The 15,000-nt window shown below is 59.1% G+C and carries 12 protein-coding genes; 4 read left to right on the forward strand and 8 right to left on the reverse strand.

Annotated features, from left to right (window positions below; all coding sequences use genetic code 11):
* Nucleotides 1-130: 130 nt before the first annotated feature.
* From HU755_RS05970 to HU755_RS05980, 3 genes are all read right to left on the reverse strand, one after another.
* Nucleotides 131-2,686 (reverse strand): LuxR C-terminal-related transcriptional regulator, encoded by a 2,556-nt coding sequence (locus tag HU755_RS05970; RefSeq protein WP_186630923.1) that lies wholly within the window; start codon nt 2,684-2,686, stop codon nt 131-133.
* Between the two features lie 137 nt (nt 2,687-2,823).
* A complete protein-coding gene (locus HU755_RS05975; RefSeq protein WP_186630924.1) occupies nt 2,824-4,191 on the reverse strand; it encodes a DUF1329 domain-containing protein in 1,368 nt (455 codons plus the stop codon).
* Nucleotides 4,192-4,214: 23 nt separating this feature from the next.
* Nucleotides 4,215-6,008, reverse strand: coding sequence for a DUF1302 domain-containing protein (locus HU755_RS05980; protein WP_186630925.1), 1,794 nt, complete (start codon nt 6,006-6,008; stop codon nt 4,215-4,217).
* A 624-nt stretch (nt 6,009-6,632) separates the two neighbouring features.
* Between HU755_RS05980 and HU755_RS05985 the strand changes: the two genes are divergently transcribed.
* Both HU755_RS05985 and HU755_RS05990 read left to right on the forward strand, forming a co-directional pair.
* Nucleotides 6,633-9,014, forward strand: a complete 2,382-nt coding sequence (locus HU755_RS05985) for an S-type pyocin domain-containing protein (protein ID WP_238349960.1) — start codon at nt 6,633-6,635, stop codon at nt 9,012-9,014.
* Nucleotides 9,011-9,268, forward strand: coding sequence for an immunity protein (locus tag HU755_RS05990; protein WP_186630926.1), 258 nt, complete (start codon nt 9,011-9,013; stop codon nt 9,266-9,268). Before HU755_RS05985 ends, HU755_RS05990 begins: the two co-directional genes overlap by 4 nt.
* Before the next feature lie 50 nt (nt 9,269-9,318).
* Here HU755_RS05990 and HU755_RS05995 read toward each other — a convergent pair whose 3' ends face one another.
* From HU755_RS05995 to HU755_RS06010, 4 genes are all read right to left on the reverse strand, one after another.
* Nucleotides 9,319-10,230 carry an SDR family oxidoreductase gene (locus HU755_RS05995; protein WP_186618716.1) on the reverse strand — a complete coding sequence of 304 codons (912 nt, stop codon included), beginning with the start codon at nt 10,228-10,230 and terminating at the stop codon, nt 9,319-9,321.
* A 133-nt stretch (nt 10,231-10,363) separates the two neighbouring features.
* The gene (locus HU755_RS06000; RefSeq protein WP_186630927.1) at nt 10,364-11,266 is read right to left on the reverse strand and encodes an alpha/beta fold hydrolase; all 903 of its coding nucleotides are present in this window, start codon (nt 11,264-11,266) and stop codon (nt 10,364-10,366) included.
* Nucleotides 11,266-12,048, reverse strand: a complete 783-nt coding sequence (locus HU755_RS06005) for a class II aldolase/adducin family protein (RefSeq protein ID WP_186630928.1) — start codon at nt 12,046-12,048, stop codon at nt 11,266-11,268. The genes HU755_RS06000 and HU755_RS06005 overlap by 1 nt, the downstream gene beginning before the upstream one ends.
* A gap of 205 nt (nt 12,049-12,253) precedes the next feature.
* The gene (locus HU755_RS06010; RefSeq protein WP_186630929.1) at nt 12,254-12,709 is read right to left on the reverse strand and encodes a flavodoxin; all 456 of its coding nucleotides are present in this window, start codon (nt 12,707-12,709) and stop codon (nt 12,254-12,256) included.
* A gap of 153 nt (nt 12,710-12,862) precedes the next feature.
* On the opposite strand from HU755_RS06010, the gene HU755_RS06015 reads away from it, so the two are divergent.
* Nucleotides 12,863-13,339 carry a PAS domain-containing protein gene (locus HU755_RS06015; RefSeq protein ID WP_186630930.1) on the forward strand — a complete coding sequence of 159 codons (477 nt, stop codon included), beginning with the start codon at nt 12,863-12,865 and terminating at the stop codon, nt 13,337-13,339.
* Between the two features lie 54 nt (nt 13,340-13,393).
* Nucleotides 13,394-13,999, forward strand: coding sequence for a hypothetical protein (locus HU755_RS06020; RefSeq protein ID WP_186547228.1), 606 nt, complete (start codon nt 13,394-13,396; stop codon nt 13,997-13,999).
* Between the two features lie 3 nt (nt 14,000-14,002).
* On the opposite strand, the gene HU755_RS06025 is transcribed toward HU755_RS06020, so the two are convergent.
* The gene (locus tag HU755_RS06025) at nt 14,003-14,962 is read right to left on the reverse strand and encodes a MerR family transcriptional regulator (protein WP_186630931.1); all 960 of its coding nucleotides are present in this window, start codon (nt 14,960-14,962) and stop codon (nt 14,003-14,005) included.
* Between the last annotated feature and the right edge of the window lie 38 nt (nt 14,963-15,000).

Genomic DNA, 15,000 nt, shown 5'->3' on the forward strand with positions numbered 1-15,000 from the left:
TGCAGCCACTGCAGATAGTTGCAAGGTAATGATTTTTTTAATTAGCAAGAAGCCCAAATACTTTACAAAGCATGCACAACAAAAAGACATACAGCCTTTCATTACTACTGACTACTAACTTCAAACAATCTCAATCCAGTATGCCCATGGCTTTTGCTTTCGCCACCGCCTGGGTCCGGCGTTCCACACCCAACTTCCCGTTGATTCGCCGGGCGTGGGTCTTGACTGTATGTAAGGAAATGAAAAGTTGCTCTGCAACTTGCTGATTCGATGCGCCTTGGGCAATCAACATCAGTACTTCGCACTCACGGCGACTCAGGCACGGCGCCAGCTTACTGCTCTCGGACTGCGGCGCCGCAACAGCCGTGACGGACTCTGTGCCAGCACTGCCTCGGCGTAACTGCCATTCGCGCATGGCTTGATGCAAATGACAGCGCTCAACCAGCATTCGAGCCCGCTGCAATGCCTGTTGCGCCAAGGCGCTATCGCCGTTCAACTCTGCCAGTTGCACAGCGGCCAGCAGTAATTCCGTTTCCATGGTCAGCAAGCCCTTGGCCTGGGCCTGCTCCAATAACCGTTCCAGAGTCGGGAGAGCGTCTTCGTCTGGATTCAATTGCGCACTGGCGCAGGCCAACAGGTATTCGACACGGGTGATCAGCTCGAACGTCGCGGGTGGCGCCTGGAGCGCAGACGGACCGCGGTAATGCCGTAGCAGCCGTGCCAACGCCTCATGCGCCAGCTGCGGTCGGCCTTGCTGCAACCAGAACTGGCTACTGATTTGCAGCACGACGCCGCGATAGACCGTATCGGGAATCTGTCGCTGCTGCATGACCCTCTCGGCCTCACGCAAACGTTCGAACGCACCGGCGTAATCGCCGCGATTACCTGCCAATTGGGCCTGGCCCAGATAACCATACAACACGCGCTTGTCGGCACTGCGCAAGCAGTCTTCAAGGCCTTGGGTGAACAACTGCGCAGCCCGCTCTTCGCGCCCCATGCACAGCGCCAGCCGCCCTCGCCGTAAAGCAATGCGGCCAAGCAACGGCGTGGGGACAACCCTGCGCTGACGCAGTAGCTGCTCGATATCCATGAGTAGGCTTTCAGCCCGCACAGGGGCTCCGCGCTGTTCAAGCCATTGCGCATGGTCAAGTTCAAGCACCGCCTCGAACAGCAAGGAACCCTGAGCACGCGCCAGGCACAAGGCCTCGCGGTTGATGGCATGGGCCTGATCAAGTTCACCGCACAGTAATGCTTGCTGAGTCATTCCCGACAGGCACAACACACGCGCCTGCCAGGCATCGGGCGCCAGCGCGGCCAACGCCTCCTGAAAGCAGGCGCGCGCCGCTGCCATACGCCCTTGCAGGTGCAAAAGCCACCCTTGTTGCGCCTGCCAGCGCGCCAGCAGTTGCTGTTCCAGCTGCGCCGCAGGCTGTGGCAGGAAGCGTGAAAGGTGAGCCATGCAGTGTGCGGCCTGTTCGAAACGACCGGCAAAGAGCAAGGCGCCAGTGACCAGCCCGATCAAGTGCGGGGTCATCAGCGTCAGCTCCTGGCTCTGGTGCTCATGTAATCGCAACAACAGGACAACCGTCTGGTCTTCAAACAGGTCTTCACAGCTCAGGTGCTGCGACACGCTCACGGCAGTCTCGTATTCTTCGGCCAGCAACGCCTGCTCGAAGGCCGCCCGCCAATCCCGCGCCGCGGTCAACCATTGGCAGGTTCGCCGATGCCAGGAGCGCGCGCACGGCCAATGCGACGCCTGCATGATTCGCGACAATGGGGGGAACACCTGCAGCCAGTCACCCGCCTCGTGCCAGGGTTCGATAAAACATCCGAGCACTTGCAGATCGTGCAGCAGCTGCGCGCCCTCTCCGGCGCCAAACAAATGTTCACACAGCGGCGCGTTGAAGCGCGGCAAATGAGCCAGCACACGCCATGCTTCGGCTTGCTCCGGCGTCAGACTGGCGAAAAGTTCGTGTTGCAGATAATCGAGCAATGTATCGACACGCTGCCGGGGCTGAAGGTGTTGCGCCCAGTCGCACTTTTGCAGCAGCGCCATGCGCGCACCGGCGCACCAGCCGCCGGTGCTCTGGAGAATACCGGCCGCGACGCGGGCAGCCTGCTCTGGCGGCAAGTGGTGCAACACCGAGGTAACTTCATCGTGTGTCAGGGCCAGGCTGGCGCGCTCGCATTCGTATAGTTCGTCATCCAGCAACAGGCGCGGCCAGTTGCACTGTGGTCGACGCCGGCTGCTGATCCAGAAGGTCAGCGCCGCGCTGCTGGCCGTCAGTAGCAGATCAAGCAGAGCATCCAGCGCCGGATTCGGCAGACGGCTGTAGTCGTCAATAAACAGCCAGGCGGGCCTGGACCACGCCGCCAGCGTCGCCAATAGTTGCGCCTCGCCAAGGTCTTCACTCAGCCCGAGCGCGCGGGTCAGTCGCTGGCAGAATTCTGTACGGCTGAGCGCCACGCCGGCCAACGGTAACCAGATCGTCTCGCAGCCTGCCGGGGCCATAAGCAGGCACTCGGTGAGTAGCGCGGTTTTGCCGCTGCCGGCGGGCGCGCAAATCAGCCGGACCCGTGCCTGCGACTCAAGCAATGGCTGGCACAGACGCGCGCGCGGCTGATGATGGGAAGCAAGCCTGGGGAGAAATCCGGGGCGATCCAGGCACGGAGTCATGGCGGTCATCGCGTCAGCCTTCTTATCGTTGTGCGATCACCCTAGCCCTCTCCACGGCCCTTGTTGACGAGTATTCAGCGCGCTGATTGACGGCCATAAAAAAGGCGACCGTGCGGTCGCCTTGTTGTAGCTTCGTCGCAGAGCAGTTACCTCACGCCCTCGGCGCGCAACGCCGAAGGTGTGTAATCGGCGGCCTTGGCTTCGAAGCCGAATTCGAAGCTGTGCTTCTCTTCGTTCTTCATGCCCAGGGCAATGTAGCGGCCGGCAATGATGTCGTAGAGCGCTTCAAGGGTGTAGGCCGGCGTCTGGTGATCGTAATAGAACTGAGCATGCCCTTCTGCTACTCGCCACAGCTGGCCGCGCCCGTCGTAGTGGTCGACAAGTGCGACCTGCCAGCTGTCCTCGTCGATGTACATGTGGCGCTTGGCGTAGATATGCCGCTCGTTGGGCTTGACCGTACCGATCACTTCCCACACGCGGTGCAACTCATAGCGTGTCAGGTCCTGATTGATGTGCCCGGCCTTGACGATGTCGTCGTACTTGAGCTTCGGCGAGTCGAGCTTGTAGCTGTTGTACGGGATGTACATTTCCTTCTTGCCGACCAGTTTCCAGTCATAGCGATCCGGCGCGCCGGAGAACATATCGAAGTTGTCCGACGTGCGCAGACCGTCCGCCGCCGTACCCGGCCCGTCATACGCTACCTGCGGCGCACGGCGTACCCGGCGCTGGCCGGCGTTGTAGATCCAGGCCAGCCGTGGCTCCTTCACCTGATCGAGGGTTTCGTGCACCAGCAACACGTTGCCCGCCAGGCGCGCCGGCGCGGTCACCGACTGTTTGAAGAACGTCAGCACATTGGCGGCTTTTTCCGGGTCGATTTCCTTCATCAGTTGCGGCACGGCGATCTCTTCTTCGAAGCGGATCGGTGTGTAGCTGCCGTTGGTCTGTGGCGTGACCTGGGTGATGATCCGGCGCAGGTTGCCGCCGTGATAACGGGTAATGTGGTTCCACAGCACCTCGACGCCATTCTTCGGAATCGGGAAGGCGTAGTAGCGGTTGCCGGTGAAATTGGCCAAGCCGTTGCCGTCGTTGATGGTGGTCACATTCAGTGCACTGCGCTTGGCCGATTCATTGATTTCCGGCGGCACGGCGACAGTACGGTGGCTCGGGTAGACCGGGATCTTGTAGGTTTCGGGGTAGCGCTTGAACATCGCCACCTGGCCATCGGAGAGCTTGCTTTTGTACTGATCGACGTTCGCTGCGGTGATAGTGAACAGTGGTTTTTCATTGGCGAACGGGTCGGCGAGAAAGCCTTTGCTGTCCACCGCGCCGGCGTTTTTCGGGATACCCCCGGTCCACGCGGGAATCGAGCCGTCAGCGTTGCCGGCCTTCTCGGCACCCAGCGGGGTCAGGCTGGTGCCGAGTCTGTTCGCTTCGTCCGGCGACACCGCCGCCATCACATTGGCCGCCAGCAGACTCAGGGCCAACACCCCGCATTGCAGAATCATTTTGCGCATTGCAGTCATCCTTCTCGGGCAGATCAGAAGTTCACGCCGAAGCTCAGGGCCACGAAGTCACGGTCTTCAAGGACGTTGTAATCGCCGCCGAAGAAATCGGTGTAACTGAGGCTCGCGGTGTAGGTGTTGCGGTAGTCGGCATCGATCCCGGCGCTGATCGCTTTCGCGCCTTCGTTGAACAGGCCGTTGGGGCCATAGCCGGCGACATCGTGCGACCAGGACAGGTTGGGTTTGAGGTTGATCCCGCCAATCACGTTGGCGTAATCGAGGATGGCGCGGGCGCGGTAGCCCCACGACGTCGAGGTCACGAAACCGTCAGTGTCGCCGCCGAACCCGTACTGGCCGTACACCGAGTCGCGGCCGTAACGCAGATTGCTGCGCGACTCCAGGCCACCGACATGCACCACCGCCGCTTCGCCGACGACAGTCAGGCGTTCGGCGCCCAGGACCTGATCGAAGAAGTGCGTCAGGGTACTCTGCACTTGCGTCACTTCTTTGCGGCGATAGCCCTTGTTGTCAGCACCTGGCGCGGTGGCCAGTGGCGACGCCGTGCCGCCGGCAATCGGATTGAGCAGCGCCAGGGTCAGGTCGTTGGTGCTGACCTGCACCGGTGCGTTGGGGCGGTAGCTGATCTCGCCGGTCCACGCGGTGCCGGTCGGCAGCGTGGTGGAGAAACTGGCGCCATACAGGCGAATGTCTTCCGGGTAGTCGAGGTAGTAGCTGCCGCGCCCGAGCATCACACTCTGCGCCAGACCGGCACCGCTGCCCGGCGCCAGGCCGTTGGCGATGCCGACCATGCGCGGCAGCGCCGCCAGGGTCGAAAGGCCCGCGGTGGTGGTGCCCACGTTTGGTGTGCGGCTGTGGTAATTCATGAAATAGAGGCCGTACTCGGTGTCTTCGCCAAGCCAGCGCAGCGCCGTGCCCCACTGCCCGGAATCACGCGCATCACGATCGCCGCCACGGGGAATCACCACGCCCTCACGGGTGACCTGAATGCCCTGGCCGAACGCGGTGGTCAACGGCACCAGCGGGGCAATGGCCGGATTGCCGACGGTATAGCCGTTGTTGCAGCCGTCCGCCGCCACGTCAACGCCGAAGAAGGTGCCGCAGTTGTCGAGGACAGTCTGGTCCCACTCCAGTTGGTAGAAACCTTCGATGGACAGTTTGTCGGTGAGGCTCTGTGAACCAAACAGCATGTTTACCGGGATCAGACCTTCCTTGATCTCGGCACCCGGGCGACGGAATGCGGAAACGTCGATCGGGTTGATGCTGTTGATGGAGTTGCCGATGAAGGTACTTTCGCCCCAGCTCACCACCTGCTTGCCGGCACGCACCGTGCCCGGCAAATCGGCGATGGTGTAGTTGTGGTAGACGAAGGCATCAAGAATCTGCGCGCCAGAGGACTTGGCGCCCTCCTTGCGGCCGCTGTCGCTGATCTGTTTGAACTCGCGATCTTCGTCCTTGAGTTCGAAGTCGTACCAGTACTTGCCACGTATGAATACGCCGGTATCGCCGTATTTCAATTCAAGGTCGTGAATGCCCTTGAAGATCTTCGAGAAGGTTTCGCCCTTCTTGAAGTTCAAGCGTCCGTCATCACCGGTCGAAGATTGCCCGGTGCCACCGTTGACCGTGCCGACCAGCGACTTGTCGGCATCGCGCATGCCCCAACTGGCCCCGATCGACAGCGACGAGTCGAACGTCCCCTCGATTTCGCCGATATTGAATGCAACCGCGTGCGCCTGGGAGCAGCAGCCCAGCGTCACCGCGGCTGCCAGCGCCTGCGGTGTGAAGATGGCGCGCATTGTTGTTTTTGTCATGCGTCTTCCCCGGTGAGTGACAGAAGGCCCCACCCTACTGCCGGGCGGTCAGGTCGATAAGCGCACCAAGGAGGTATTCGCGTTGTCGCTCGAAAGGATGAATGCCCTGCCAAGGCGCGCCATTGCGCCGTCCATGGACCGGCTGGATGCACAATCATCAGTCAGGTCCATGGTGCAGTCCGGGGCCGGCGGACTGTTGCATGCCCCGTAACAGTGCATGTCCGGAATCGGTATTTTTCCTACAGGACTGAGACCGTATTCTGGGCGCGCTTTCACGGGTAAGCCGAAAAGCACGAAGCGCTGGCCTTTGCGTAACTCAAGCCGCCGCTGACAGATTTCAGATGAATCGATGATTTCGCTTTGTCGCCCGCTGTTCACTGACGTTGATTTGTAGCTCCTTGATCCAACGTCTTACTTTGGCCGCTGCGTTTGCAGCGGCCTTTTTTATGCCTTCTGAAAATATGGAAACTTTGGTCCTACAACGTTTCCGAGACCACTATCAGATATTTCTCTTCTTGCCGAAGAACAATTAGCTCGCTGTTAAAAAACAGCGAAAGCACCTTCAAACCAACTCCCTCTTACTGACAACTTTCTCGGATTCGTTACCTGCGGATCTGTTGTAACTTGAAACGCATCAACTATCCGCTGATGGCGCTTATAAACCAGCAATGGATCATCGCGTTCTGCGCATCTGTCACGCACATTCAAAAGGATATGAATATGCAAAAGCCTCCGCCGTGGGAATTAACTGAACCTGTTCACACGACAGCTATCGCACCGGACCACATTATTCCCGCGAGGCCTTCAATAGGTAGCCATCGTTACAACGGCACTTTTAGTACAACCCGCAACTCCGCGCGTTATCAACCGATCCTGCAAAGTCACATCGGCATTTTGGAAAGAGAATTCCAGACCAGTACTGCCCAGATCCCCCAGACCCTTGAAGCGCAATTAGCCGCGACACGCCAGGAGGAGTCGACTCATCCACTGCCACCGGCGGCCGCGATAATCCGCGAGCTTGGCGTGCGCAACAAACTTATCCAGCGTAAAAGCGCGGAACTGCAACATCAGACCCACCTGTCCCACAGTTTTTATGGAAGCGACCCTACCAATAAAAGCGCCGATCAATTCCTTTCCCGCGCACTGGTTATTGATAAAACCCTAAGGCCCGACGGGCCGGGCATGACCCTGTGGAAACAATCCTACCGCGCAGCCCTGCAAGCAAAACTGCTGACCCGGCAACTGGCGCTTTTGCACGAGCAGCAAGTCAACGTGCACAACTGGCTGGCTGCCGTGCAAGCCAACGACCATGCCCAGGCCGCTGCGGCAGAGGCCGCGCGCCAGGCTGCCGAGCAAGCGCGAATCGCCGCCGAGCAGCAACGCCAGAGAGACATCGCCGAAGCTGCACGTCGTCAGCGGGAACAAGCAGAAATCCGCGCGCGGGAGCAGGCTCGGCTGGCTGCACTCGCGGAGCAACAGCGCGTGGCAGCCGAGCAAGCGCGCATAGCCGCTGAACAGAAACGCCAGAAAGACCTCGTCGAAGCTGCACGCCTTGAGCAGGAACAGACAGAAATCCGTGCACGTGAGCAGGTACGGCTGGCTGCACTGGCGGAGCAACGGCGCCTGGCTGCCGAGCAGGCGCGTGCCGCTGCCGAAACGGCACGAATCAATGCTGAAGCTGAAGCTCAGGAAAAAGTACGAACAGCTGCCTTGAAAGCAGCGCAGGCAGAAGCGGAGGCCCGGGCTGCAGCCGCAGCACAGGCGTCTGCCGCAGAACAGAGTCGTCTTCAGACTGAAATGGAACAGCGCATCGACGCGACTCAGCAGCAAAGCCTTCATCCCGCCGAAATGCAACAGGTGTACCCGGCGTCAGGACCAGTGGTTTCCACCGCTCCGGCGTTCTCCTTCGCCTCAGCCGCCATTCGCCTCAGTCCGGCAACGTCCTCCGCCATTCTCACCGCAATGCGCACGGCGTTAATGACTGTCACCGCGACGGGAGCCGCACTGTTCGGCAGTCCGGTGCTGATTGGCTTCGCGGCGGTGCTGATGCCATCACGCCTGGGCAACGGCGAGCGGTTTGTCGTGAGCGTGCCATTTTCCGAACTGTCATCGGAGTCTGCGCAAACACTGCGCGAAATAGCCGATCGCCAAGGCGCACTGGAAATGGCCGTGGGTCTGGGCGTAAGGCCAAGCGGTACTGGCGCGGAAGTGTTCGTGGCCTCGAGCGACAATTTTCATATTCGCTCAAGTGTGCTGGTTCTGAACGCGGCTTACGACTTGCTCAACGACGTGTATGAACTCGCGCTACCGCATTCGCCGACGGACTTTCTGACTTGGACACCGGCCACCTCACCGGGGGACAGCTCGACCGAGTCCCCCATGGTCGACACCGACTCTCCTGCCTATTCAGGTGCTCCGATTGTTCCACTTGAAGGCCGGCTGGATCTGAATCCGATTCTGGTTGAAGGCTGGGAAAGATTCATCATCGTGTTTCCCGATGACTCGGGGATTGCGCCGTTGTATGTGGTGTTCAGCGACCCTTATGAAGGAGCTTATGTAAAAGGAAAATACAGCGGCCGTATTTACAACCCAGAGCAATCCGGTGGGCCAATACTCGATCTGGACTGGAGGGGAGCGACCGTCACCCAATCTGGAATCAATGCTGTGAAGTTACACGTAGCAAGGCTCAACCAATCGGACGCGAACGACATCATGATTGACCGCCTAGAGAAAATTTTGAAGGGAGACCTGAGTTTCACTGACACTGATCTGCGTTACTACACCCATGAGATCAGAGAACTGGAGCGATACAGGGCTTTCGGTTACAGCGACGATGCATCCCCCTCTAATGAATCTCCAATATGGAATAACGCACATACAGCAACTCTCGAGGACTACAAACTCGGAAGCGAGTTAGCCCTGCTCTACAGCGAACGAGCAATTAGCGCGATGAGTACCCAAGTGCAACGAGAATATGAAAATGAAATGAGGAATTTCGGTCAATGAATACTGTCGAGAGAATCGTAAAGAACGAACCGATTGCGGACGTCATTTCACTCTTTGCACTGTGTTTTCACACCATGCGCATCGATCAAATGTATGCGCAATACTGCAAAGACACTGTTACCCATCGTGTATTTATAGACACATACCAATCGCTGTTCAGAAATGGCGTCTTGTCCTACGATGAAAACGGGAAAACCATCAAAGGTCCTAATTGGACACCGCCGGCGTTCATGACGGATAAACGCTACGACTAAAACAGAAAAATCCACCCGACTATCACTTCATTAGCCGGGTGGTTTGATACCTAGAGCGAATACTTCTGCAAATTCGCCATCATTTCCTTCAACGCCTCAATATTGTCCTGCGGATGCGCCGCCCCTTCGAAGTCACAAATCTGCTGCCAGTGCGCTGCCACATCTTCCGGTGAAAACCCCTCGCGCGGATCAAACCCGGCGCCGAGGCTGCGCTCCCAGCGCACTTTGCCCATCCACCCCCCGCCGACTTCGAACAACCCGGACGTTTCCTGACATTGCTCACTCGCCAGGTAAACTACGAGTGGACTGACCAGCTCCGGCTTCAGTTGCTCGAACACTTGCGGCGGGATCAGGCCTTCGGTCATGCGCGTGCCGCCCGTTGGGGCAATGGCGTTGACGAGGATGTTGTTCTTGCGACCTTCAATTGCCAATGTGCGCGTCAAACCGTACAGCCCGAGCTTCGCCATGCCGTAGTTGGACTGACCGAAGTTGCCGTAGATGCCCGAAGTTGATGCAGTGAAAATCACCCGACCGTAGTTTTGCTCGCGCAAATGCGGCCAGGCAGCACGGGTGACTTTGTAGGCGCCTTCGACGTGCACGCGATAGACCAGATCCCAATCCGTGTCCTCCATCTTGTGAAACGATTTGTCGCGCAGGATCCCGGCGTTGTTGACCACCACGTCGACGCGGCCGAACGCATCGAGAGCGTTCTGCACCAGTTTGTCGCCGTCGGTGACCGAGTCATGGTTGGCTTCGGCAGTGCCTCCCGCGGCGCGAATTTCGGCGACAACGCGGTCGGCAGCAGACGCGTTGGCGCCTTCGCCCTGAGTCGAGCCGCCGAGGTCATTGACCAACACCCGGGCGCCCTGTTTTGCGAACAACAACGCGTGAGCACGTCCGAGTCCGCCACCGGCTCCGGTGACAATCACGACTTTATCTTCGAAACGCACAGGCTCGTTCATCGCGGCAACTCCAGCTGGCCAAGGGATAATGATCCCGAGTGTCAGGCACCGCGCTTCGGGTCACAACGAATACGACTGAGGCTGAATGGTGCACGATAAGGCAGGGGGATGATCCAGAGTCCTCACGGCATTATCACGAACAAGCGACTTTGCGCGGTGGCAATACAAGATGGCTGCGAAACGCCAGATAGTGCTCGAGTACCTGCACCGGCGCTTCGATCTGCGGATAGTGGCCAATGCCCGGTAACACTACCGTGTCCGCGTCAGGGATCAGCTCGTGATAACGCTCCACCATGTGCACGCCGGAGATCGGGTCGACCGCACCATCGACCACGCGCAGGGGAACATCCCCGCGCTGCATGGCGGCCACCCAGCGCTCGCGCTGCACCCGGCGTTCGGGGATATAGGTAATCAGTTTGTGCATGATGCGTGGCCCGCGGTTGCTGTCGACCAGACTCCAGAAATCGTCCAGTTCGCTTTCGCTCGGCTGGCTCTGCGGGCCGAATATTCGCTGAAAACCTTTGACCAGGGCCTCGCGACTGAACGCGCGGCCCAGTAGCCAGCCCAGCGGGCTTAGCAGCAGTTTTTGCATCAACAATGGGCGATGGGTTTCCGGAAACAGACCGCCGTTGAGAAACACGCAACTGGCGACGACGATTCGCGCCTCGTAGTGCCGCGCGAGCAGTTCCTGCGCGACGCTGTCACCGTAGTCATGGGCAAGGACATGCACCGGTTGCTCGACCTGCAAATGGCTGAGTAATGCCTGCTGCAGATCGGCCTGTTCCAGCAGGCTGTAGCGGTGATTGAGCGGTTTGGCCGAATCACCGAAACCGAGCATGTCGCAGGCGATCACCCGATAGCGCTGGGCCAGCGGTTGCCACAGGTAATGCCAATCCCAACTGGCAGTCGGAAAGCCATGGATCAGCAGCAGCGGCTCGCCCTGCCCGGCCACCCAGTAACGGATCGGCTGGCCCTGAAAGACAAACGTCCGGCTGCGTTTACGCCAGACACACAGAGGAATCTCGGCAAGAGGCATCAGAGTTTATATCCGGGGTCTTGTTTATCGAGTTTGCGCAGCAGCGCCGGCCAGGCCAGCGCGCCGCCCATGCCTTGAGCGCTTTTGGTCACGCCGGCAATCATCGCCTTGGCGCCCGCAAGAATCTGCGGTTCGATGGCAATCAGCTGCGCACCGCCTGACTGCGCCATGACCTGGATGTCGCAGGCGCGCTGAAAGGTGAACATCATCAGGAAAGTGTCGGCGATGGTGCCACCACAGGTCAGCAGACCGTGGTTGTGCAGCATCAGAAAATTGTTATCGCCAAGATCAGCTTGCAGCCGCGCCTTCTCTTCATGGTTCAGCGCCACTCCTTCGTAGGCGTGGTAGGCCAGGCTCGACAGCACGAATAATGATTGCTGGCTGATCGGCAACACGCCCTGCTGTTGCGCCGACACCGCGACACCGGACGCGGTATGGGTATGCAAGACACAGACGACGTCGTGCCGAACCTCATGTACCGCACTGTGGATGGTGTAGCCGGCGGGGTTGATTTCGTAGGGGCTGGCCATGAGTTTGTTGCCGGCCTGGTCGATTTTCACCAGGCTTGAGGCGGTGATCTCATGAAACATAAGACCGAACGGATTGATCAGGAAATCTTCGGTGCCCGGCACCTTGGCGGATATGTGCGTGAAGATCAGGTCGTCCCAGCCATGCAGGGCGACCAGCCGATAACAGGCGGCGAGATCAACACGGGTCTGCCACTCAGCAGCACTGACCTGGTCTTTGACATCAAGGGACGACGGGACGGGGGCTACGCTCACTGTGTGCACCTCTGCGTTCTTCTTGTTCTGCTGGTGTCAGCAGTCTAGTCAGACGCAGGCCATCGCGTAGTTGCATTCGCAGCCAGCTTGATGACTGAACGAGTCAGCGGTGCAAACCGCTGGCGTCCTGTCAAAGCATCGACGCCAGCGAATCTGCTGTAAACCGAGTGAGCAGGCGCTTTTTGACGCCTGTTGAATATCGCAATCAGCCCTTGAGTGTGTCGATCAGTTTTGCCAGCCAAGGCTCGGCATCGGTTTCCGGGGTAACACTTTCACTGGCGTCGATGCGCAGCATTTCTTGCACTTCGCGCACCCCCAGTTCAGCGAACAGTTCACGTATCTGCTCGCCACCGCCACAGAAGGTGTCGCCATAACTGGCATCACCGAGGGCAATCACCGCCCCCGGCAAGCCGCGCCACGCAGCGGGCAATTGATCGCGGATAGCCGAATACAAGGGTTGCAGGTTGTCTGGCAGCTCGCCCATGCCTGTGGTCGAGGTCACGGCGAGGAAAGCTTCAGGGCCGAACGCGTCAATATCGGCCAGCGTGGCGCGCGAATTGTAGAAGGTTTCAAAGCCAGCGGCTTTCAGCAGGTTCTGGGCGTGGCGAGCGACTTCTTCGGCGGTGCCGTAGACCGAACCGGAGAGGATGGCGACTTTCATCAATCTGATCCTGAAACTGAAAAAAAGAGCGCCGATAGTAACAGTCTGACGCGCTGCGCTGCGATCGAATCTCAACAAGCGACGATAGCCAGTAGACAGCACCGAAGGTTCTTCTAGAATGCAGCCGACAATAACTCGCAAAGGGCTTCAAGGATGATTAATGCCAGCTTGCTGCAAATGGTAATAAACGCATCGAACGACGGGATCGTGGTGGCGGAAAAGGAAGGCGAACAGGACAACATTCTGATTTACGTCAATCCGGCATTCGAGCGTCTGACCGGCTACACCAGCGAAGAGATCCTTTATCAGGACTGCCGGTTTCTCCAGGCCGGAGACCGTGACCAGGACAATCTGAGCCTGATTCGCGACACCCTGCGCGAGGGAGGCGCATGTCGGGAAATCCTGCGTAACTACCGTAAGGATGGCACGCCGTTCTGGAACGAGCTGTCGCTTTCGACGGTAAAAAACGCGGACGACGGGCAGACTTATTTTGTCGGGGTGCAAAAGGATGTAACGGTTCAGGTCAAGGCTCAGCAACGAGTGGCTCAGCTCGAAGCCCAGGTCGCGGCTCTGGAAGCCGAACTGGCAGCGGTCAAAGCGACGAACGGCGCAAACAAAACCGCGAACTAACGGTCATTAACTACAATCACCAATGACTTTGTAATTATACCTTTCGAGCACGCCATGCAACGCGACGCCCTCCTGACCCAGGATGAGCTGGACTTCATCCAGACCATGCAGCACAACCCGCAACTGAATGTGCGGGATGCAACGTCGAGTCTGCTGGTTAACGGTGGTTCGCAGATCCGCGACCTGCTCACGCGTCTGGCCGCTCATGAGCAGGTGACTATCCAGGCCAGCTTCGAAAACCAGCAGATGACCTTCCCCTTGCATCTGGTCGAAGACGAATTCCACGCGTTGCACCTGCGCCTCGGCGTGCCGAGTATTTACGAAGATGGTCCAATGGTGCGGCCTTGGCGGCTGGTGCTCGAAGAGCCGGTCGCCCTGGAGAACGTCAAGGGACAACCCGGCACGTTGTGGGTCCACGAGGTTTCGCACAAAGGCGTGCTGCTGGAAGTGCGCAACAAGACCAAACCACCCAAGCATTTTGCGCTGTGGTTCAGTCCTTCGGGTTACGAGCGGATTTCATTGCGCGGCAATTTCGAACGGGAAACCGAAAACGGTTTCTACGCCTACGAATTGAGCCAGACCGACACCGATGAAACCGAGCGCCTGCGTCAGTACATCCTGCAGCAACATCGCCTGACGCATCCGGCCCTGCACGCCTGAGCGTCAGGTATCCAGCGTCCCGGCCAGAAACTGCAGCATGCGCTGCCGCATGGTCGTCCCTTCGTTCCCCAGGCACGCAATAGAGGATCCGGCCAGGCTCTCCTGCGCCAGATCCGACGCGTCGCCCGCCAGCATCAACTGACAATCGAGGCTCAGCGCCAGCCGTTTCAGGCGCCGCGGCAATTCGGTGCCGGGCGCGTGGTTTGAAAACACGACCAGTGCTTCAGGACGGACCTTTTCGCAGACCAGCGTCAGCTCATCGAACGGCTGGCCGGTGGGCAGCAGGCGTACGCCGCAATCGTTGCCGCTGAGAAACAGCGCGGCCACCAGCAACTCCAGTTCACGACATTGCCCGGCCAGTGCGCTGACGATGATCCGCCGTGGCTGAGAGCCGCGCAGCATGACAATCCGTTGCAGCACCCGCACCCGCAGGAAGCCATCGAAGAACAGCCACTCACTGGTTTGTCCGAACGCATCCTGACGTTGCAGCAATTGCCGCCACAAAGGCATCAGAATCTCCTGAAACACCACCGACAGTGCGTAGGAAGAGAAGATCTGCCCGTAGACCCGATCCAGCTGCTGATCGTCGAATGCGCTGACCGCCTGCTGGATCTGCTCCTGCCATTGCCGATAATCGGCCTGTACCAGGTCGTCGGAGATGAGGTGCGCCAGCACTTTAAGCGGCTCGGTCCGGGCCAGAATCTTGCCGACTTTGCTCACGGCAACACCGCGATCGATCCAGTCGACGATGCTGCGAACACGCTCGATATCGGCCATCGAATACAGCCGATGACCACTTTCGGTGCGCGTCGGCTGGATCAATCCATAGCGCCGCTCCCAAGCGCGCAAGGTTACCGGGTTGACGCCGGTCAGCCGCGCGACCTCACGGATGGGGAACAGATCTGCGCGTTCGACCGCAGCAGACACCTGTAAAGCAGGGCTTGCGTCCGTGATGACAGGCATAGGGCACTCAACTTCCATGTCGGCTCGATTGGATCCCA

The sequence above is a fragment of the Pseudomonas sp. SWRI111 genome, from assembly GCF_014268555.1.
GTDB lineage: Bacteria > Pseudomonadota > Gammaproteobacteria > Pseudomonadales > Pseudomonadaceae > Aquipseudomonas > Aquipseudomonas hamedanensis.